Raw genomic sequence first — 18344 nt, 5'->3', positions numbered from 1 at the left:
GGCTCTAGTATGGCGGATTTCCTGATCTGGCTGGGCGTAGGCGTGCTGGCGGTGTGCGCGTGCCTGCGGGCGTGGCGGCGCTGGGCGCCGGTGTCGTTCTGGTACGTGCTGGGCTTCCCGGTCAAGGCCGTGATGGTGTACGGCACGTGGCGGGCGGTGGCCTCGGGCTGCGGGTTGTCGAAGCGTCGGCGTCGCTGGCGGTGGAGTGTGCCGGGGTTCCCCGGTTGGGGGGCTGAGTGATGGGGGCGCCGAAGGGGCGGAAGCTCACCAATGAGGAGATGTCCCTGATTCTGGATTCACTCTCGGAGTGGCAGCAGCGTCGCATGCTCGCGTACTTCAAGGGTTGGGACGAGGAAGGGTTCCAGAACGCTCTGAGGTCGATGGGCGGTGGCGAGTGATGCATGGGCTGATGGTCAAGCAGCGTCGCAAGCTGCATCGGGTGCAGGTGGAGAAGGCTCCGCGGCTGGGGCTGATTCGGCCGACTCCGCTCGGGTTCCAGGTGACGGCTCGGCTGCATGATGGGCAGACGCCGGAGGATTACGAGGATGTGCTGGACAAGCTGGCGCATGCGTGGCGGGTGCATAGTGTGCGGTTGGTGTCGTGGCGTCCGGGCCGGGTGACGCTGGCGGCGACGCTGGTGGATCCGCTGGAGACGGTGGCCGGGCTTGAGGTGATGGCCGATGGGCTGCTGCGGGTGCGGGTGGGCCTGTTGGACAACGGCAATCCGTACGTCGTCGACTTCAAGGTGGTGCCGCACTGGTTGAACGTGGGCGCGACCCAGTCGGGCAAGTCGAACCTGGCCAATGCGCTGATTGTGGGGCTGGCTCCGCAACCGGTGGCGCTGGTGGGCTTCGATCTGAAGGGTGGGGTGGAGTTCACGCCGTACCGGGCGCGGCTGTCGGCGCTGGCCACCGAACGCAGCGAGTGCGCCGAGCTGCTGGCTGACCTGGTCGGCATCATCAAGTCGCGGATGGCGCTGTGTCGGCAGTACCGGGTGAAGAACATCTGGCATCCGCGGCTGCCGGAGGAAGCGCGCCCCATTCCGATGGTGGTGCTGGTCGATGAGATGGCCGAGCTGTTCTTGATGGCCGATCCGGACAACGAGAAGGATGAGGTGGCCGCGGTCGCCACGAGGCTGTTGCGGATCGCGCAGCTTGGCCGGGCGTTCGGCATCTACCTGTTCGTGTGCGGGCAGCGGGTCGGCTCGGACCTGGGTAAGGGCGTGACCGCGCTGCGCGCGCAGTTGACCGGCCGCATCTGCCACATGGTCAACGACGATGAGACGGCCAAGATGTGCCTGGGGGACATGGACCGGCGGGCGGTCGCGGCTGCGCGGCAGATCTCACCGGACCGGCCGGGCACGGCCGTGGTGATCGGCTCGGATAGCCGCTGGCATCACGCTCGTTCGGTGCATGTGCTGGAGGAGGAGGCCGAAGCCTCCGCGGAGCGGTATGCCGATCTGACGCCGTCGTGGGCGCTGTTGACCGGCGGTCCCGCCATCGACGTAGGTGATGCCGGCGAGCTGGCCGAGGACGAGCTGGCCGAGTTTAGCGATCCCGATCTGGAAGATCTGCCCGTCTGAGCTCGGGCTGAGAGGTTCCCCGGGCTGGGCGTGAGCCCTGATCACGCCAGTCCGTAGCGGAGCCATGCCGAGAAGCGGTCGCGACGGAAGGGCCGGTGATGTCCGGGTGCCTGGAGCTGAACGACATGAACGAGCTGGAGAAGGCGTGCCGGGGCTGCGGCCACCAGCGAGCGGTGCATACCGGCGGCGCCAAGCCAGGCGGCTGGGCGATCTATGACCCGGTGTGGGCGAACGCGTCGGGCTGGTGCCGGCAACTGGGCTGCTCCTGCAAAGTGCGCAGTTAGGGCGAAGGGAGGTGGGCAAGGTGGGACGACTGCGGGCATGGCTGGCCGATTCGGGGCCGGTGGTGGTGCTGGCGCTGATCGCGGCAGTTGGGTCGTTCGATCACATCTCCAGCCTGGCGCGTAAGTACGGCCAGCACGGCTGGCGGGCGTGGGCGGTGGCGGTGTGTATCGACCTGGTGTGTGTGATGGCCGCGCGGGAGATCCAGCGGGACAAGCGCACCGGCCGGCGTCGCCGCGGGCTGATGTCGTGGCCGTCGCTGGTGCTGGCCGGCGGGATCGTGCTGACGCTGGCGGCGAACCTGGCCGAAGCACCGCGCAGCGCGTGGGGCTGGATCCTGGCCGCGACTCCGGCGGCGGCGTTCCTGATCGCCATGTCCATGATCGAACGGCGCGCGGGTCAGCACGAGGCCGAACCCGACACAGAACAGATGGGCCTGGTGTGGGAAGACCCGTCCCTCGCGCCTGCCGATGTCGATCCGCAACCGACTCGGCATGTGCAGCTTGACCGGGTCGACCAGCACGCGGAACCGCTGGCGGATCGTTCGGCGCCTGCGGAGCTGGAACAGGCCGCCACTGCATCTGCCGGCAGCACGGCGGAGGTGGACCCATCTTTGCCGCCTGCGCTGCTGGCCTACGCACGGCGCCTGGCCGCCGAGCACCGCACCAGTCATGGCCGGCCCATCACGGCGGAGTTGCTGCGGTCGCGCATGCACATCACTTCTGAGCTGGCGGCCAGCCTGCTCGGCCACGTGGACGACGACTGACCTTGCATCCGGCCGCCCACCACTTCCCCGGGTGGGCGGCTCATGGAAAGCCAGTCCCCCCACTATGTCAAGACGAAAGGACAACAGTTCATGATGACGACCGATTCCACGGTCCGCGCCGAGTTCATCGCCGGTTTGCGCAGCCTGGCGCGGTTCCTGGCCGACAACCCCAGGGTGCCCGTGCCGAGCAACGGCGCGACCTTGACGGTGCACGTGGTGGACGACAGCGACGACAAAGAACGCGCCACGGTGGACCGCGTCGCCGAGCTGATCGGCTCGGCTGCCAGTGGTGGCGCGCACTACAAGACCACGCGCGACTTCGGGCCGATCACCTATGAAGCGCTGGCCATCAGCCAGGAGTGCATGGACGCCTGGCAGGCGCTGGTCAGCTACAACGGCGCCGTGAGCGGGGGTGGCTGCTGATGTTCCGGCTCCGGCGCTGGCTCGGCTACGCGGCTATCGCGTTCGTCGTCTTCTACCTGTTCACGCGTCCGGCTCAGGCGGCGGATGCCGTCAACGGCGTCTTCGACGGAGTGCTGGCGGGCGCGGACAAGCTGGCCATCTTCTTCAGCGCGGTCCTGACCTGAAACCCGAAATCCGGCCGAATCTCTGCCGGATAACTCGAAAGGAGAATTCGACATGGCAAGAGGTGGGCAATGCCGGACCTGCCGCGGGATCGGCAAGATCGGCGAAATGCGGTCGCGGCTGCAAAACGGCCAGCTCCTCATCGTGGAGGTCCGTCGTAAGTGCTTCACCTGCCAAGGCAAAGGCCACCTGTAATGGCGCAGAAGTCCATGCCGGCAGAAGCGGTGCAGGCGTGTTCGGCATGTGGCGGGCGCGGACTCCACTCCAGCGCGGCAAGGAAAAAGCGCTGGTTCATGTCATGGAAAGTGCAGCGCTTCTGGCTGTGCCGGATCTGTGGCGGAACGGGCACGGTCGAAACCAGAGACAAAGTCCGATCGGTTGCAAGGGAGGGGAACATGCTGGGCAAGCACAGGAAAGGCGCCGTCGCCAAAAATGAATGCGGGTGGTGCAAAGGAGAAGGTGGCTTCTCCTACGCCAACGGCACCTATATCTACTGTGGCCGATGCGGAGGCAAAGGCAAGCGCTAAAGAGATACAAGGCGGGCACTACAAGAATGGCATGGGAGGTGAAAAATGAAACTGCGTCGCGGTAAGAGTCCAGCGAACGAGCCATTGACCTGCAGCAAGTGCTCCGGCCGCGGTCTTCTTGAGCACAAGGTGTGGAAGACCGGCAAAGGCTACGTTCACGAAGGACGAGCCTGCAAGGTGTGCGGCGGTTACGGAGTTATCCCAACCCGATGAGTGACATTGCGTCCGGCCGCCCACCAAAGCCGGTGGGCGGCTCACGGAAAGCCACTCATCAAACCCAAGAAAGGAGGCGACAAGACGAAATGAAGGTCAGCAACAGGCGCCACATTCCACTCGGTTCATATCAATGCTGCACTTGCAACGGCAGCGGAATCGACTCCGAAAGCCGGACATGCCGAGACTGCAACGGCACCGGGATCGACAACCACCCGAGCGACTAAAAGAAGAGGAACACGACATGGCCGGGATGAAAAACGAAACAGTCATTTTCGAGACGGTCGGCGGCAACACGGTCGAGTTCGTCTACAGGACCAGCGAGTACGGCTATTGGACCTGTAACGGCTGCAAGGAAGCAGTCGGGCACGCTCCGGTGAGCGCGGCCAACGAACACGCCCGAGTATGCCGCGCACGATAAAGCGCGATGCCGCCGTGAGGAACACGAGAAGAAGCCGAGCGAAAGACTCGCAACACGCTGCGCTGGTGCAGCAACCGGTGCGTTGCTCGATATGCAAAGGCTACCTGTACGTGCGTACGAGGACATGCCCGAAATGTGATCGCTAGAAAAGCGAAGGGAGGCAAGATGAAGGAGGTAATTACATACCGCACCGCGGGCGGCAGCACCGTCGTCTGGGCCTTTGATCCCAAAGTCGCACCCTATGGCCGATGGGTGTGTGAGGGGTGCGGTGACAAGGGTCACAGCCTGAGCAGGTATGCAAACCAGCACGCCTCTCAGTGTTGGGCATGCTGAGGTCCGTCGCATGTCAAACACGACAGGCATTAACAACAGGCGCGTGAGCTGCCCCGACTGCCGCTACGAGACCCGACTCGCACGTTTTGACGCGTTGCTGGTGGGTGAGGCCGGATTGCAGGTCGGCTGCCCCAACTGCCGTTACTCGTTCTGGGTCAACTTCGCCTAATCAAGGCCGGGTGGGCCGGGTCGAGAACTGGGAGCGAAAACATGGTCCGGAAATCCCAAGTAGACAAAATCAAAGCGGCGGTCCGTGAATTCGACAAAGCGACACGGACCGGATCTCGGCACGAACAGGAGCGCTGCCTGGCGGTACTCAACGCCGTTTGCCGAAATTCCACGCGAGCAGAACTCAACGCCGCTACCACATCGTGATCAACCAGGGCGCGCGCCCACGGAACGTCTCCAGCTTGGCCGCTCACGTCCGTCCCGCCGGGCGCGCCTCCATCACCTGGCATCAAGCAAAGGAGGTTCCAGTATGCAGCACACACAACCCACCAGCATGCGCTGCCCCCGCTGCGGCGGCTCCGGCAAGCGACGTGGCCGCATCTACGTGCACGAGTGCTCCACCTGCCACGGCACGGGCCGCGTCACCGGCAAGGACCTGGAAGGGCTCGACCTGTGACCGGGCCCGGCGCCGGAGCTGCCGCCGATAACACCCGGCACATGAGAATGCTGCCGCTGCCGCGCGCTGAACTACGACGCGGCGCTGTTTTGCCGCAGGTGCGGACAGTGACCACAAAGAAGATCACCCAGGAGTGCGGACGCTGCTGGGGCCAGGGGTGGCTGCTCTGCTCAGTCTTCGATCGGCGCGCCGTCAGAGGTTACCGACCCTGCGACGGCTGCGACGGCACCGGCACGTCGGAGGTGCGCCGATGAAGGCCGACATCGAGCGCATCCCCTGTCCCACATGTGACGGGCAAGGCGACCTTGCCATTCCGCTGACCTGGGATGACCGCGGCTATCGCACCTATCCCGTCTGCGGCCGATGCGGCGGTACAGGCGAGGTGGAGGCCAGCCGGTGAGCCGCTACCGGATCGCCGTGACCGAAACCTACGCCGACGGTGTCCAGGACCACCCCTGGAGCGTCACGCGGCACGTCACGGCGGCTGACAGCGGGGGGCCTTGTCAACGGCCGATCGAGGTCAAGGCCAAGGGCCAACACCGACTGATCGCCTGCGGCCGTCGTCTTCCTGCGGACCGGCAATGCGATGCCTGCCGACCTGGAGTGGAGATCGTCGAAGTGAGGAGGGTTCGAGGGTGAACATGCCTGCTTTCTGCCGAGTCTGTGAAGGCTCCGGCGAGCTCGTTGTCAGCGAACGTCACAGCGAGGGCGAGATATACGAGGAAGTGATCGCCTGCTTCAACTGCGAGGGCACGGGAGTGGGCGGCCAGTGAGCACACCGACGCTGCTCGCCGACTGCGTCGGGCCGGTCGTGCGCGACTTGGCCCGGCGCTCCGGCAAGGACCTGTCCCGCTGGCTGGAGCAAGTTCACCGCCTCGGCGGCTGCGCCGAACCGGTACGGCTGGCCGGGGAGAGCATGACGTTGGATGCGACGACCGGCCACGTGCTCTCCAGCTACAGCACCGCGAGCGAACCGCACGGACAGCTCCTGATCCGGTGCGGCAACCGTCGCGCCTCACGCTGCACCTCGTGCGCGGAGCTGTACCGGCGTGACACCTTCCACCTGATCCGCGCCGGGCTCCTGGGTGAGGAGAAGGGCGTGCCGGCCACCGTGCGCGCTCACCCGCGGGCGTTCCTCACGCTCACCGCGCCGTCGTTCGGGCCGGTGCATCGCGGCCCCGACAAGGACGGCGTGCGCCGGGTGTGCCATCCCCGCCGCTCGGGTCCGGCATGCTTTGAACGCCACAAAGCCGACGACTCGCGCCTCGGCCAACCCCTGGATGCCGACTCCTACGACTATATCGGGCACGTGCTGTGGAACGCCCACGCAGGCGAGCTGTGGCGCCGCTTCACCATCTACCTCCGCCGGCACCTGGCCACCGCCGCGGGGCTGACCCATGCCGCGTTCAACAAGACGGTGCGGGTGTCGTTCGCCAAGGTCGCCGAATACCAAGCCCGCGGCGTCGTGCACTTCCACGCCGTCGTCCGTCTCGACGGCCGCACGACCGAACCGGCCGACGTGGCCGAACCGCCGGCGTGGGCCAGCCTGGAACTGCTCCAGAACGCGATCGACTCGGCCGTGGCCGCGGTGCGACTGAAAGCACCAGACCTCGGCCAACCCACCACAGAGCTGGTCTGGGGGCGGCAGGTCGACGTCAAACCCATCCAAACCGGCGACCTCGACGGCCACCTGTCCGAACAGGCCGTGGCCGCCTACATCGCCAAATACGCCACCAAAGCCGCCGAAACCACGGGCACCCTCGACCGGCGCGTCCACGCACACGACCTGACCAACCTGCACGAGCGCGGTGCTACGCCGCACGCCGCCCGGCTGATTCGCACCGCGTGGCGGCTGGGCCACCCCGAAACGCATCCCGAGCTGACCGGGCTGCGGCTTCGCAAGTGGGCGCACATGCTCGGTTTCCGCGGTCACTTCTCCACCCGATCCCGCGTGTACTCGACCACGCTCGGCGCAATCCGCGATGAACGCGCTGAACACCGCCGCGCCCAGCTCGGCCTCGAACCACACGACGGCACCACTCTGGTGCTCGCGCACTGGAGCTTCGCTGGCCAGGGCTACACCCCGGGCGAATCGGTACTGGCCACGTCGATCGTCAACGCGCCGCCAAGCGGCACACCAGGAAAGGAGGCAAGCCCATGACTGTGATCACTAAACGCTGGCACACCACCAAGGAGGTGGCTGACATGCTCGGCTTCGGCTTGACCAAGACCAAGTTCCTCGTGCTGTCCGGCCAGATCCGCAGCGTCAAGGACGGCCGGCATCGCCGCATCCTGCCGCAATGGGTCGATGAGTACGTCAACAAGATCGCCGAAGGGCAGGCAGAGTGAGCCGCCGCGGCAACGGGGAAGGATCCATCTACCCCGTGCCAGGTGGCTACCGAGCCTTCGTCTGGGTGACGACGCCGGACGGTGGCCGCAAGCGTAAGTACGTCAAGCGGAAGACGTACGAGGAGACCCGTAAGGCCTGGCTGGAGCTGCATGCCAAGGTGCAAGGCGGGGAAACGGTCGCTTCCAACGTGCCCAAGCTGGCCGACTTCCTCGCCTACTGGCTGCGCGAAGTCGTCGAGCCCAACCTCGCCCCCGCCACGTACGCCAGATATGAGACCTTCGCTCGCCTGTACCTCATCCCTGGACTCGGCCACCGGCGGCTGGACAAGCTGACGGTCAAGCACGTCCGCGAGTGGCTCAACACGCTGCGTCACACGTGCCAGTGCTGCGCGCTCGGTAAGGACGCGAGTCGGCGTAACCCGCGGTGCTGTGCTCTGGGCGAGTGCTGCCAGGCGATCTTGGCCGCGCGTACGATCAAGGACGTCCGGGACACACTCAGGGCCGCGCTCGGGATCGCCATCACGGAAGAGATCATCGCCAAGAACGTGGCCGGCGCCGTGAGGCTGCCGACGCCGCGTAAGCCTAAGAGGAGCTGGTGGACGGTGGAGGAGGCACGGCGATTCCTCGAGTCTGCTCGGCAAGTACATGATCCGCTGTTCGTGGCATACGTGCTGATTCTGGTTCTTGGCTTGCGCCGTGGCGAGGCGCTCGGGCTCACCTGGGACGATGTGGATCTCGACGCGCGGGAAGTGACGATCAGCTGGCAACTGCAACGGGTTGGCCGGCAGCTGCACCATCGGGAAACCAAGACGCCAGGCTCGGCGGCCGTACTGCCGATCCCGGACGTGTGTGTGATGGCGCTGAAGGAGCGCGCTGAACAGCAGGCCGCCGACAGAGGCGCTGTGGGTGACGTCTGGAGCGATAACGATCTGGTGATCACGACGAAGTACGGCACGCCATACGAGCCGCGCAACTTCAACCGGCACTTCCACACCGCATGCAAGCGCGCCAACGTCCGGCCGATCAAGGTCCACGACACCCGGCGCACGTGCGCCTCGCTTCTGGTCGCGCTTGACGTGCATCCCCGTGTGGCGATGCAGATCCTCCGTCACAGCAAAATCACGGTAACGATGGACATCTACAGTGAGGCTCCGTCCGAGGCCACCAGGAACGCTCTCAGACGCCTCGGCGACAGTCTTGACGGGTAGGGACTGCTGCACTTTGCTGCTGCACAAAGATCAAAAGGGCCACTCCCGCGTGTGGGGTGTGGCCCTTGACCTGTGTGGGCGATACTGGGATCGAACCAGTGACCTCTTCGGTGTGAACGAAGCGCTCTCCCGCTGAGCTAATCGCCCGCCTGCCGGTCCCTTGCGGTGCCGACGGGGAAAACCATACCGCACTCTGGCACGTGCTGGCGAAGTGAAAGCGGTCGGCGGGGGCATGACAGAAGCAGCAGGGAGAGCGATGGGAGGGATTCAGGTGAAAGGCGGCGGTTGCCCACCGGCGGCAGGGGTCGGTGGCATACCATCGTCGTGTTCCGGAAGGAGCCGATCGCGATCTTTTCGCGAGAAACGTTCATGGTCGGCCACTCCGGGACAGGCTCCACAGCACGCAAAACCCTTGCAAATACGACCCGATTGATGCCGTTTAGCCTGGTAGATGCCTAAATGTCTAGCTGTGATGTGCGTTACAGAAGGCCCCTGAAGCGGAATCTTTCCTACAGGTTTCTTCGTTCCGCGTCATAGCTCAGGACGAAGTCCGTCAGAGCAGTGAAAGCCCCGAAGAGGGGACCTACGACGAAAAGGTTTGGCTGACGATGAACAGCACCACCGTCTCCGCCGAGCTTGGCCTTCGGCTTGTGGTCCCCGACCGTACTACCGTCCCCCTGCTCGCCGGACTGAGTTACACAGCCGACGATCCGTACGCCATCCGCATGGCCTTCCACGTAGGGAACGACGAGCCGGTCGAGTGGATCTTCGCCCGCGAGTTGCTGACCGTGGGCATCGTGCGGCGTGTCGGCGACGGCGACGTGCAGGTGTGGCCGGCCCGCGCCGACGGCGAGCGCACGCTCCACATCAGTCTCACGTCGCCGTTCGGGCAGGCGCTCTTCGAAGTGCCCCTGGCGCCGCTGACCGAGTTCCTGCACCGGACCTACGAGAAGGTGCCGGCGGGGCGCGAGACCGACTTCATGGATCTGGACGCCGAGCTGACGAACATGCTGTGGCCTTCTTGAGCGCCCAGACATCATAGGCACTCCGACGGCCTCGCCCGCATGACGGGCGGGGCCGTTTCCCTGTTGAGGCGCCCGTCCTCCCGCCGGAGGGACCGTCCTCTCGCCGGAGAGACCGTCCTCCCGTCGGAGGGACCGTCTCCCTGTCAGAGGGTCTAAGCCGGCAGGGAATTCAGGACCTCCTTCATCCGGGCGATCTCGATGGTCTGCCCCGAGTACACGTCCTTGGCCAGCAGCCGCATGCGCTGGTCACGCCCGCCGGCCAGCTCCTCGCCGGCCATCTTCACCGCTCCCTCGTGGTGCCGGGTCATCAGCTGAAGGAACAGGCGGTCGAACGCGGCCCCTCGGGCGGCCCGCAGCGCGTTGAGCTCCTGCGTCGTCGCCATCCCATAGCCCGCCGCCTGCTCGTGCGCGTGCCCGGCCGGCGCCTGACGGCCCAGCTCGGCGAGCCAGCCGGTCATGGCGTTGATCTCCGGGGTCTGGGCGGTCGTGATGGAGCGGGCGAACGCGCGGATCGCCGGCGTGGTGGTGCGGTCGTCCACTAAGGACGTCATCTCCAGGGCCTGGCGGTGGTGGGGGATCATGGCCTCCGCGAAGCGCACGTCCGAGGCCACGGCCGCCTTCGACGGCTGCCCGATCCGCTCCCCCGGCATCGCCGTACGGGCCGTGGCCCCGGGGCTCCCCGGCACCAGGACAGGCGCGTCCGTACCAACCGGCGCGACGTGCTGAACGGGCTGCTGAGAGCAGGCAGCCACGGCGAAAGTCGCCATAACTATGACGAACACCGTGCGCGGCCATGAACCTGCTGACATAGCTTCCATACTGAACTACGAGACAAAGGGGATATGCGTTGATCTCTGCAAAGTTCCGCGGAGCGGTGGTGGGTACGGCGTTAATGCTGGCCTCCGCGTGCGCGGCCGGCCCGCTGGCGTCGCAGGAGCCGCCCGCGCCATCCGCGACCGCACTGCAGGAGACCAGCGCTCCAGCCGCCACCGTCTCCGGCACGGCCGGCGGCGGCGGTGTCATGACGAGTGACAACGTCAAGCACGTCGCCCACGTGCCGAAGACCGCGCCCTTCACCGGGGCCGACGACATCAACACCGACCTGGCCTTCCAGGGCGACTACGCGTACGTGGGGAACTTCGGCGGTTTCTCCATCTACGACATCACCGACCCCACGAAGCCGCAGGTCGTGAGCCAGGTGGCCTGCCCGGCCCAGCAGAACGATGTCACGATTCACGACAATCTGCTGATCTTGTCCATCGACGAGCCGGTCGGCGGCCCGGAGTGCGACGCGAGCCAGAACGACCCGTCCTGGGAAGGCCTGCGGATCTTCGACGTCAGCGACAAGAAGAGCCCGAAGTACGTGGGCGCCGTCCAGACCGAGTGCGGCTCGCACACCCACACGATGGTGCCCGGCCAGGACAGCCTGTACGTGTACGTCTCCTCCCCCGGCCCTGAACCCGATTCGGAGACCTGCCCCGCACCGCACGAGCTCATCCAGGTCGTAGAAGTCCCGCTAGCCTCACCTCAATCCGCAAAAATCGTGGCGAAGCCGGATATCTTCCCTGAGCGCCAGCACTCCGAGTTCGCCTCCGGCTGCCACGACATCACCGCCTACCCGGAGAAGAAGCTGGCCGCGGCCGCCTGTTTCGGCGACGGCGTGCTGCTCGACATCTCCGACCCGATCAAGCCGAAGGTGCTGCAGCAGCTCACCGACAGGGAGAACTTCCAGATCTGGCACTCGGCGACGTTCAACAACGACGGCACGAAGGTGGTGTTCAGCGACGAGCTGGGCGGCGGCGGCCAGGCTACGTGCGACCGCAACACGCCGAACACGAAGGGCGCCAACGCCGTCTACGACCTGGTGGACGGCCAGCTGCAGAAGCGGGGCTACTTCAAGATCCCGAGGGAGCAGCAGCGGGAGGAGAACTGCGTGGCGCACAACGGCTCGCTGATCCCGGTGCCCGGCAAGGACATCATGGTGCAGGCGTGGTATCAGGGCGGCGTGTCGATCTGGGACTTCACCGACTCGGCGAACCCCAAGGAGATCGGCTACTTCGAGCGCGGCCCGGTCAAGGGCAGCGTCATCGCCGGCTCCTGGTCGGCTTACTACTACAACGGCTACATCTACTCCAGCGACATCACGCAGGGCCTGGACGTCCTGAAGATCGACGACCCGCTCACCGACCCGGCCGAGAAGGTCACGATGGACGACTTCAACGTCCAGACCCAGAAGAGCTACTGACACACCTACAGAGGCCACGCATGCGTCGACCGCGCCGCCGCCCCCGCGATGGCGGCGCCGTCGAGCCAGACGTACTCGGGTGCGATGCCGGCCCACGGCCATTCCACGGTCAGCAGGAAATCCTGGGGCGGCGGCAGGGGAAACAGCCACAGGGGCATCTGGTAAAGAGTGAACGACGCGTCGCCGCGCACTCCTCCGGGGAACCAGGAAAGGCTCGGCGGCGCGCAGTCGTGGTCCTTGCCGGAGTCCACTTCGACGCCGTCCGGATAACGCAGCATGACGTGCAGCGACGTGCTCTCCTCGCCGGAGAACGCCGAGTCGAGCTGCAACGCCAGGGTGCGGGGCGCGGTGGCGTTGCGGGCCACGACGTCGAGGTTGAGCAGGCAGCCGGTGGCGTACGCCTGGATCATGGGCAGCCGGACGGCGAGGGCCGGGGTGCGGGCGAGCACGCGTTCGACCGTGAGGATCGCGCCCATTTCAGAAATGGGCGGCAGCGGCGCGCCGGCCTCCCCGCTCATGTGCACTCACCGTTGATCGGAAGGCGATTCTGCGGAAATCGTAACGCCGCCGGTTGATTTCGCAGAGGCCGGCGGCGGAAATGTAGATCAAATGTAGCGACGCGGCGGTCCCGGGGCGGGCCGCCGCGTCGCGGATGACGGGATCAGGGGTCGAGATCGGCGGCGGACCGCTCGGCGAAGACCCGCATCGCCTTGGTGGTGATCGGGCCGGGGGCGAGCGGCAGCTCGGTGTCGTCCACCAGCTTGATCGGCTGGACGTCGCGGGTGGTGGAGGTGAGGAAGGCCTCCTCGGCCTCGTAGAGAGCCGACAGCGGCACGTCGGCCTCCTCGCCGCCGCACCATTCGAGCACCAGCGCCCGGGTGACGCCGGCCAGGCAGCCGGACTCCAGGGTCGGGGTGAGCAGGCGGCCGTCGCGGACGATGAAGATGTTGGAGCCGGTGCCCTCGCACAGGTTGCCCGCGAGGTTGCCGAAGATCGCCTCGCCGCCGCCGCGCTTCTTGGCGTGCAGCAGTGCCTTGGCGTTGTCGCCGTAGGAGGTGCTCTTGACGCCGGCCAGGGCGCCGCGCTCGTTGCGCGGCCACGGCACGACGGCGACGTTGGCCGTGGCCGGGAACGGCTTCTGCTCGTCCACGATGACGATGGCGGTGGTGCCTTGGTCGCCGCGGTCGGAGCCGAGCGGGCCGGGGCCGCTGGTGTAGGTGACGCGGATGCGGCCCAACTCCCAGGCGGGCGCGGCCGCCACGCACTTGGCCACGCCGTCGGCGATGGCCTCGAGGTCGGGCTCGGGCAGGTCCATGCGCTGGGCGGAGAGCTTGAGCCGGTCGAGGTGCCGGGTGAGGGCGAACGACTTCCCGTTCACGATCTTGATGGTCTCGAAGACGCCGTCGCCGACCATCAGCCCGTGGTCGAACACCGAGACGGTGGCACGTGCGGGGTCGATCAGCTCCCCGTTGACCCAGACAGGGATGTTCATACATTTCCTCCTGTGGACGCCAGTGCGATGAGCCTGGCTGCTTTGAGCTCGGTCTCGAGCCATTCGCGTGTGGGGTCGCTGCCCCAGGTTATGCCCGCTCCCGTGCCGAACCGGATCTCCCCTTGACCGTCCGAGATCCAGAAGGTTCTGATGCCGACGGCCAGCGCCGCCTTGCCCTGGTCGGCGTCGACCCAGCCCAGAGCCCCACAGTACGGCCCGCGGGGGGCTGGTTCGAGCTCATTGATGATCCGCAGCGCCGATGACTTGGGCGCGCCGGTGACGGACCCGGGCGGGAACGTCGCCGCGAACAGCTCCGGCCATCCCATCCCCGGCGCCAGCCGGGCGCGCACGGTGGAGACGAGGTGGACCAGGCCGGGGTGCGCCTCGACCGCGCACAGCGACGGCACCTCGACGGAGCCGACGGCCGCGACCCTGCCCAGGTCGTTGCGGACGAGGTCGACGATCATGACGTTTTCCGCGTAGTCCTTGTCGAGCAGGTCGCCGGCGGTCGCGCCGGTGCCCTTGATCGGCCGGGACTCCACGACGTCGCCGTCGCGCGACAGGTAGAGCTCGGGCGAGGCCGACACCACGCTGAGCCCGGGCACCTGGATCACGCCGCCGTAGGGTGCCGGGTTTCCGGTGGCGAGCCTCGCGGCCAGGGCGAGCGGGTCGGCGTCAGGCGGGACGGGCGCGGTCAGGATCCGGCACAGGTTGGCCTGGTAGACCTCGCCCTGCTCGATGTAGTCGCGGATGGCCCGCACACCACGCTCGTACGCGGTCCGGTCGAGCGAGCTGCGCCACTCGCCGGGGTGCGGCCCGTGCCAAGGGGCGGCCGGCCGGGGCAGGGGCGCCTGGCGGACCTGGTCGAACCGGGCGCACGTCACCTTGCCCTCGTAGTCGACGACAACCGCCCACCAGCCCTCGCCGTCGAGCGCGCCAAGATCGGAGGTCACGTCCCGCAGACCGGTGGCGAGGGTGTGACCGAGGTAGGCAAAGCCGTCGTACACGCCCCCCATTGTCCCAGCAATTCGACGAGCTCCAGCGCCGCGGGCAGTGGCTCGCCGGGCAGGGCCGCGTACACCTTCCGCACCGGCGCCGTCCCGCGCAGCGGCCGCAGCACCAGATCGGCGGGTACGGCCCGCGCCGCCAGCTCCGGCACGAGCGTCACCCCGAGCCCGGAAGCCACGAAGGCGAACTTGCCCATCCATTCCGCCACCCGCAGCCCGCTGCGTGGGGTGAACCCGGCGGCCGCGCACGCGGTGACCAGCAGCGTGGGCTGGCCGCGCGGGGCCGCCTCGATCCAGGTCTCGCCGGCCAGGTCCCGCAGATCCACCTCGTCCTCGGCGGCCAGCCGGTGGCCGGCGGGCAGCGCCACGAACAGGCGGTCCTCGAGCAGCGGCACGGGGCGGGGCGGACCTGCGGGCAGCCCGGCCGGGTAGTCGCTGATCACGGCCACGTCCAGCGCCCCCTCTCTGAGCCGGTCCATCAGCCGCGCGGTGAGGCCCTCGGTCAGGCGCAGCTCGACATCGGGACGCCGGGCGGCGAAGCGTTTCAAGGTGCTGGGGACGAGGTCCACGTTGGCGGTGGCGAACGCGCCGACGCGCAGTGTCCCGCCCCGCCCGCCGTGGATGGCGGCCAGCTCCTCGCCCGCGCGGTCGAGGCGGTCCAGCACGGCGACGGCGTGGCGGTGCAGGGCGGCGCCGGCGGGCGTCAGGCGTACCCCGCGGGCCAGGCGCTCGAAGAGCGGCCCGCCCGCGGCGCGTTCGAGCGCGGCGACCCGGCGGGAGACCGCCGACTGGGTGTATCCGAGCAGCTCGGCGGCGGCGGTGAACGACCCGTTCCGCGCCACCTCGTCGAGGAGGCGGAGCGCCGCGGTGTCGAAGGCATTCTCATCAGGCATGGCTGGTATGCAATCTAGTCGGTGGTGGAATGCCTCGCATCCAGGTGTACTTTCCCCATGGCGACTTTTCTCGGACAGATTGCTTTTCTCGGACAGGGACGCATGGGCGTCCCGATGGCCCGGCGGCTCCTGGCGGCCGGGCACAAGGTGACGACGTGGCGCCGCGGGACCGGCATCTCCGCGGCGGCGGCCGTGGAGGACGCGGATCTGGTCATCACCATGCTCAGCGACCCGGCCGCGGTACGCGAGGTGCTGGCGGCGGCGCTGCCGGGGCTGCGGCCCGGCGCGACGGTGGTCGAGATGTCCACGATCGGCCCGGAGGCGGTGCGCGCGTTGCGTGCGTTGCTGCCCTCCTCGATCAACCTGGTGGACGCGCCGGTGCTGGGCAGCGTCGGCCCCGCCGCCGACGGCACGCTGACCGTGCTCGCCGGTGGCGAACTTTCGGGCTGCCGGGGGGTGTTGTCGGCGCTCGGGACCGTGCGGGAGCTGGGGCCGCTGGGGGCGGGCGCGGCCATGAAGATCGCCGTGATGAGCGCGATCGTGCCCGCGCAGGTGCTGCTGGCCGAGACGTACGCCTACGGCCAGGCGCACGGCGTGGACCGCGAGGCGCTGATCGAGGTGTTGTCGGGCACCCCGCTGGGCGTGCTGGCCGAGCGGCTACGCGTGCCGGCCGAGCAGACCCGCTACTCGCTGGCGCACGCGGCCAAGGATCTGGAGCTGGGGGCCTGGGAGGGCGGGTCGCTGGCCACGGCGGCACGCAAGCGGCTGCAGGAGGCGAGGGCGGCCGGGTTCGGTGACCGGGACCTGACCGCCATCGTGGAGCACGTGGGAGGCGGGCGCGCCCCGCGTGCCGTGCCGGTCACCGTGCCGGCGATCCCGGCGACGAACGGCATGTACTCGCACGCCGTCCGCGCCGGCGACACGCTCTACGTCTCCGGCGTGGCGGCCTTCGACGAGAGCGGGAAGGTGGTCGGCGAGGGCTCGATGGCGGCCCAGGCCGAGCACGTCTTCGAGGTCATCGCGCGCATCCTCGCCGATCAGGGCGCCACGTTCGAGGACATCGCGTTCATCAGGACCTACCTCACGGACATGGACGCCCGAGCCGAATACGGGGCGGTGCGCCGCAGGTACATCACCGGCACTCCCCCGGCCAGCACCACCGTGGAGGTGTCGAAGCTGTTCATGCCGGGGTTGCTGCTGGAGGTGGACCTGATCGTGGCGCTCACTCCAGAGGGCCGGTGACCGACTCGGCGGCGGCCACCACTCCCCCGTCGGCCACCAGGCGCACCGCGCAGTCGATCTCCGGCGCCAGGAAGCGGTCGGGCCCCGGGGCGGGCACGGTCTCGCGCAGCGCCTTGACCACGGCCGCCGTAGCGGGCGCGGGCTCCAGCGGGGCCCGCAGGTCGAGCGCGCGGGCGGCGGTGAGGACCTCGACGGCCAGCACCCGGGTCAGGCCGTCGATCGACCTGCGCAGCTTGCGCGCGGCCGACCAGCCCATGGACACGTGGTCCTCCTGCATGGCCGAGCTGGGGATCGAGTCCACACTGGCGGGCACCGCCAGCCGCTTCAGCTCGGAGACGATCGCGGCCTGGGTGTACTGGGCGATCATGTGCCCGGAGTCCACGCCCGGGTCGTGGGCCAGGAACGCGGGCAGCCCGTGGTTGCGCGCCACGTCCAGGAACCGGTCGGTACGGCGCTCCGACATCGAGGCCAGGTCGGCGGCCACGACGGCCAGGAAGTCCAGGACGTAGGCGACCGGCGCGCCGTGGAAGTTGCCGTTGGACTCCACGCGGCCGTCGGCCAGCACGGCCGGGTTGTCGACGGCGCTGGCCAGCTCCCACCCGGCCACGGTCGCCGCGTGCGCGATCGTGTCGCGGGCGGCCCCGGCGACCTGGGGGGCGCAGCGCAGCGAGTAGGCGTCCTGGACGCGGGTGCACGCCTCCGGGTCGCGGTGGCTGGCCATGACGCCGGAGTCCTTGAGGATCTTCATCATGTTGGCGGCGGCGCGCGCCTGCCCCGGGTGCGGGCGCAGCGCCTGCAGCTCCGGCATGAACACCCGGTCGGTGCCCAGCAGCGCCTCCACGCTCATCGCGGCGCTCACGTCGGCGGTCCTGACGAGCCTGGTGAGGTCCTCGATGGCGAGGACGAGCATGCCGAGCATGCCGTCCGTGCCGTTGATGAGCGCCAGGCCCTCCTTGGCGGCCAGTTCGACAGGCTCGATGTGGGCCTGCTTGAGCGCCTCGGCGGCGGGCAGCATATTTCCGGATTTGTCCCGTACGACGCCCTCGCCCATCAACGTGAGCGCCACGTGCGCCAGCGGCGCCAGGTCGCCTGAGCAGCCGAGGCTGCCGTACTCGTGCACGATCGGCGTGATCCCGGCGCTGAGCAGCGCGGCCAGGGTCTTGGCGGTGGTGGGCCTGATGCCGGTGTGGCCCGAGGCGAGCGTGCGCAGGCGCAGCAGCATGAGCGCGCGCACGACCTCGGTCTCCACCTCGGGGCCGCTGCCGGCCGCGTGGGAGCGGACGAGGGAGCGCTGGAGCTGGGTGCGCAGCGCCGGGTCGATGTGGCGGGTGGCGAGCGCCCCGAACCCGGTCGAGATGCCGTACGCGGGCACCGGGCTCTCGGCCAGCTCGTCCACCCGCTGGCGGGCGGCCGACATGGCGGCCACCGCGTCGTCGGTGAGCCGGACGGCGGCCCCGTGCCGGGCCACCTCGATCACGTCATGGAAAGTCAGGGGTTCCGGGCCGACGTTCACGACTCCGTTGTCGCGCATGGTGGGTCTCTCTCACTT

General features: G+C 68.1%; 21 protein-coding genes and 1 tRNA gene. 15 read left to right on the top strand and 7 right to left on the bottom strand.

Annotation, left to right across the window (positions count from 1 at the left end; all coding sequences use genetic code 11):
* Positions 1–9 precede the first annotated feature (9 nt).
* The 12 genes from OHA25_RS31915 (at position 10) to OHA25_RS31860 (ending at position 8891) form a co-directional block, all read left to right on the top strand.
* The gene (locus tag OHA25_RS31915) at positions 10–240 is read left to right on the top strand and encodes a hypothetical protein (RefSeq protein WP_327580654.1); all 231 of its coding nucleotides are present in this window, start codon (positions 10–12) and stop codon (positions 238–240) included.
* 169 nt (positions 241–409) lie between these two features.
* Positions 410–1582 (top strand): FtsK/SpoIIIE domain-containing protein, encoded by a 1173-nt coding sequence (locus OHA25_RS31910; RefSeq protein ID WP_327580653.1) that lies wholly within the window; start codon positions 410–412, stop codon positions 1580–1582.
* A gap of 95 nt (positions 1583–1677) precedes the next feature.
* On the top strand, positions 1678–1866 hold the full coding sequence (locus OHA25_RS31905) for a hypothetical protein (RefSeq protein WP_327580652.1): 189 nt from the start codon (positions 1678–1680) through the stop codon (positions 1864–1866).
* 20 nt (positions 1867–1886) lie between these two features.
* Positions 1887–2630: a DUF2637 domain-containing protein gene (locus OHA25_RS31900; protein WP_327580651.1), complete on the top strand. Its 744-nt coding sequence runs from the start codon at positions 1887–1889 to the stop codon at positions 2628–2630.
* Between the two features lie 90 nt (positions 2631–2720).
* Positions 2721–3053, top strand: a complete 333-nt coding sequence (locus OHA25_RS31895; protein ID WP_327580650.1) for a hypothetical protein — start codon at positions 2721–2723, stop codon at positions 3051–3053.
* Positions 3053–3217, top strand: a complete 165-nt coding sequence (locus tag OHA25_RS31890) for a hypothetical protein (protein ID WP_305920623.1) — start codon at positions 3053–3055, stop codon at positions 3215–3217. Before OHA25_RS31895 ends, OHA25_RS31890 begins: the two co-directional genes overlap by 1 nt.
* Positions 3218–4199: 982 nt before the next feature.
* Positions 4200–4376, top strand: coding sequence for a hypothetical protein (locus tag OHA25_RS31885; protein WP_327580649.1), 177 nt, complete (start codon positions 4200–4202; stop codon positions 4374–4376).
* Between the two features lie 811 nt (positions 4377–5187).
* Complete coding sequence (locus tag OHA25_RS31880; protein ID WP_327580648.1) at positions 5188–5334, top strand: hypothetical protein; 147 nt, start codon at positions 5188–5190, stop codon at positions 5332–5334.
* A gap of 250 nt (positions 5335–5584) precedes the next feature.
* A complete protein-coding gene (locus OHA25_RS31875; RefSeq protein ID WP_327580647.1) occupies positions 5585–5734 on the top strand; it encodes a hypothetical protein in 150 nt (49 codons plus the stop codon).
* A 369-nt stretch (positions 5735–6103) separates the two neighbouring features.
* Positions 6104–7495: a replication initiator gene (locus tag OHA25_RS31870; RefSeq protein ID WP_327580646.1), complete on the top strand. Its 1392-nt coding sequence runs from the start codon at positions 6104–6106 to the stop codon at positions 7493–7495.
* Complete coding sequence (locus OHA25_RS31865) at positions 7492–7683, top strand: excisionase family DNA-binding protein (protein ID WP_327580645.1); 192 nt, start codon at positions 7492–7494, stop codon at positions 7681–7683. The genes OHA25_RS31870 and OHA25_RS31865 overlap by 4 nt, the downstream gene beginning before the upstream one ends.
* Before the next feature lie 65 nt (positions 7684–7748).
* Positions 7749–8891 carry a tyrosine-type recombinase/integrase gene (locus OHA25_RS31860; RefSeq protein ID WP_327580644.1) on the top strand — a complete coding sequence of 381 codons (1143 nt, stop codon included), beginning with the start codon at positions 7749–7751 and terminating at the stop codon, positions 8889–8891.
* A gap of 75 nt (positions 8892–8966) precedes the next feature.
* Here OHA25_RS31860 and OHA25_RS31855 read toward each other — a convergent pair.
* Positions 8967–9038 (bottom strand) — tRNA-Val (locus OHA25_RS31855).
* Positions 9039–9499: 461 nt separating this feature from the next.
* On the opposite strand from OHA25_RS31855, the gene OHA25_RS31850 reads away from it, so the two are divergent.
* Positions 9500–9916 carry an SsgA family sporulation/cell division regulator gene (locus OHA25_RS31850; RefSeq protein WP_020547189.1) on the top strand — a complete coding sequence of 139 codons (417 nt, stop codon included), beginning with the start codon at positions 9500–9502 and terminating at the stop codon, positions 9914–9916.
* Between the two features lie 152 nt (positions 9917–10068).
* On the opposite strand, the gene OHA25_RS31845 is transcribed toward OHA25_RS31850, so the two are convergent.
* On the bottom strand, positions 10069–10683 hold the full coding sequence (locus OHA25_RS31845) for a DUF305 domain-containing protein (RefSeq protein ID WP_327580643.1): 615 nt from the start codon (positions 10681–10683) through the stop codon (positions 10069–10071).
* A gap of 125 nt (positions 10684–10808) precedes the next feature.
* On the opposite strand from OHA25_RS31845, the gene OHA25_RS31840 reads away from it, so the two are divergent.
* Complete coding sequence (locus OHA25_RS31840) at positions 10809–12161, top strand: LVIVD repeat-containing protein (RefSeq protein WP_442942215.1); 1353 nt, start codon at positions 10809–10811, stop codon at positions 12159–12161.
* Positions 12162–12166: 5 nt separating this feature from the next.
* Here OHA25_RS31840 and OHA25_RS31835 read toward each other — a convergent pair whose 3' ends face one another.
* The 4 genes from OHA25_RS31835 to OHA25_RS31820 form a co-directional block, all read right to left on the bottom strand.
* Positions 12167–12679 carry a hypothetical protein gene (locus OHA25_RS31835; protein ID WP_327580641.1) on the bottom strand — a complete coding sequence of 171 codons (513 nt, stop codon included), beginning with the start codon at positions 12677–12679 and terminating at the stop codon, positions 12167–12169.
* Between the two features lie 143 nt (positions 12680–12822).
* On the bottom strand, positions 12823–13653 hold the full coding sequence (locus tag OHA25_RS31830) for an aminotransferase class IV (RefSeq protein WP_327580640.1): 831 nt from the start codon (positions 13651–13653) through the stop codon (positions 12823–12825).
* Positions 13650–14669 carry a chorismate-binding protein gene (locus tag OHA25_RS31825; protein ID WP_327580639.1) on the bottom strand — a complete coding sequence of 340 codons (1020 nt, stop codon included), beginning with the start codon at positions 14667–14669 and terminating at the stop codon, positions 13650–13652. Before OHA25_RS31825 ends, OHA25_RS31830 begins: the two co-directional genes overlap by 4 nt.
* The gene (locus OHA25_RS31820) at positions 14603–15553 is read right to left on the bottom strand and encodes a LysR family transcriptional regulator (RefSeq protein ID WP_327580638.1); all 951 of its coding nucleotides are present in this window, start codon (positions 15551–15553) and stop codon (positions 14603–14605) included. Before OHA25_RS31820 ends, OHA25_RS31825 begins: the two co-directional genes overlap by 67 nt.
* Before the next feature lie 57 nt (positions 15554–15610).
* Between OHA25_RS31820 and OHA25_RS31815 the strand changes: the two genes are divergently transcribed.
* Positions 15611–16795: a Rid family hydrolase gene (locus tag OHA25_RS31815; RefSeq protein ID WP_327580637.1), complete on the top strand. Its 1185-nt coding sequence runs from the start codon at positions 15611–15613 to the stop codon at positions 16793–16795.
* On the opposite strand, the gene hutH is transcribed toward OHA25_RS31815, so the two are convergent.
* Complete coding sequence (hutH, locus tag OHA25_RS31810; protein WP_327580636.1) at positions 16776–18326, bottom strand: histidine ammonia-lyase; 1551 nt, start codon at positions 18324–18326, stop codon at positions 16776–16778. The genes OHA25_RS31815 and hutH overlap by 20 nt on opposite strands.
* Positions 18327–18344 lie beyond the last annotated feature (18 nt).

It is taken from the genome of Nonomuraea sp. NBC_00507, from assembly GCF_036013525.1.
Classification (GTDB): domain Bacteria; phylum Actinomycetota; class Actinomycetes; order Streptosporangiales; family Streptosporangiaceae; genus Nonomuraea.
The sequence above is the reverse complement of the archived record's forward strand: the minus strand, read 5'-3'. Positions and strand labels throughout refer to the sequence as shown.

What these genes read in the sequence shown, in the direction of transcription:
- OHA25_RS31915 (WP_327580654.1), top strand. Translation starts at nt 10, where the DNA reads ATGGCGGATTTCCTGATCTGGCTGGGCGTAGGCGTGCTGGCGGTGTGC.
- OHA25_RS31910 (WP_327580653.1), top strand. Translation starts at nt 410, where the DNA reads ATGGTCAAGCAGCGTCGCAAGCTGCATCGGGTGCAGGTGGAGAAGGCT.
- OHA25_RS31895 (WP_327580650.1), top strand. Translation starts at nt 2,721, where the DNA reads ATGATGACGACCGATTCCACGGTCCGCGCCGAGTTCATCGCCGGTTTG.
- OHA25_RS31890 (WP_305920623.1), top strand. Translation starts at nt 3,053, where the DNA reads ATGTTCCGGCTCCGGCGCTGGCTCGGCTACGCGGCTATCGCGTTCGTC.
- OHA25_RS31885 (WP_327580649.1), top strand. Translation starts at nt 4,200, where the DNA reads ATGGCCGGGATGAAAAACGAAACAGTCATTTTCGAGACGGTCGGCGGC.
- OHA25_RS31880 (WP_327580648.1), top strand. Translation starts at nt 5,188, where the DNA reads ATGCAGCACACACAACCCACCAGCATGCGCTGCCCCCGCTGCGGCGGC.
- OHA25_RS31875 (WP_327580647.1), top strand. Translation starts at nt 5,585, where the DNA reads ATGAAGGCCGACATCGAGCGCATCCCCTGTCCCACATGTGACGGGCAA.
- OHA25_RS31865 (WP_327580645.1), top strand. Translation starts at nt 7,492, where the DNA reads ATGACTGTGATCACTAAACGCTGGCACACCACCAAGGAGGTGGCTGAC.
- OHA25_RS31850 (WP_020547189.1), top strand. Translation starts at nt 9,500, where the DNA reads ATGAACAGCACCACCGTCTCCGCCGAGCTTGGCCTTCGGCTTGTGGTC.
- OHA25_RS31845 (WP_327580643.1), bottom strand. Translation starts at nt 10,683, where the DNA reads ATGGCGACTTTCGCCGTGGCTGCCTGCTCTCAGCAGCCCGTTCAGCAC.
- OHA25_RS31840 (WP_442942215.1), top strand. Translation starts at nt 10,809, where the DNA reads ATGCTGGCCTCCGCGTGCGCGGCCGGCCCGCTGGCGTCGCAGGAGCCG.
- OHA25_RS31835 (WP_327580641.1), bottom strand. Translation starts at nt 12,679, where the DNA reads ATGAGCGGGGAGGCCGGCGCGCCGCTGCCGCCCATTTCTGAAATGGGC.
- OHA25_RS31830 (WP_327580640.1), bottom strand. Translation starts at nt 13,653, where the DNA reads ATGAACATCCCTGTCTGGGTCAACGGGGAGCTGATCGACCCCGCACGT.
- OHA25_RS31825 (WP_327580639.1), bottom strand. Translation starts at nt 14,669, where the DNA reads ATGGGGGGCGTGTACGACGGCTTTGCCTACCTCGGTCACACCCTCGCC.
- OHA25_RS31820 (WP_327580638.1), bottom strand. Translation starts at nt 15,553, where the DNA reads ATGCCTGATGAGAATGCCTTCGACACCGCGGCGCTCCGCCTCCTCGAC.
- OHA25_RS31815 (WP_327580637.1), top strand. Translation starts at nt 15,611, where the DNA reads ATGGCGACTTTTCTCGGACAGATTGCTTTTCTCGGACAGGGACGCATG.
- hutH (WP_327580636.1), bottom strand. Translation starts at nt 18,326, where the DNA reads ATGCGCGACAACGGAGTCGTGAACGTCGGCCCGGAACCCCTGACTTTC.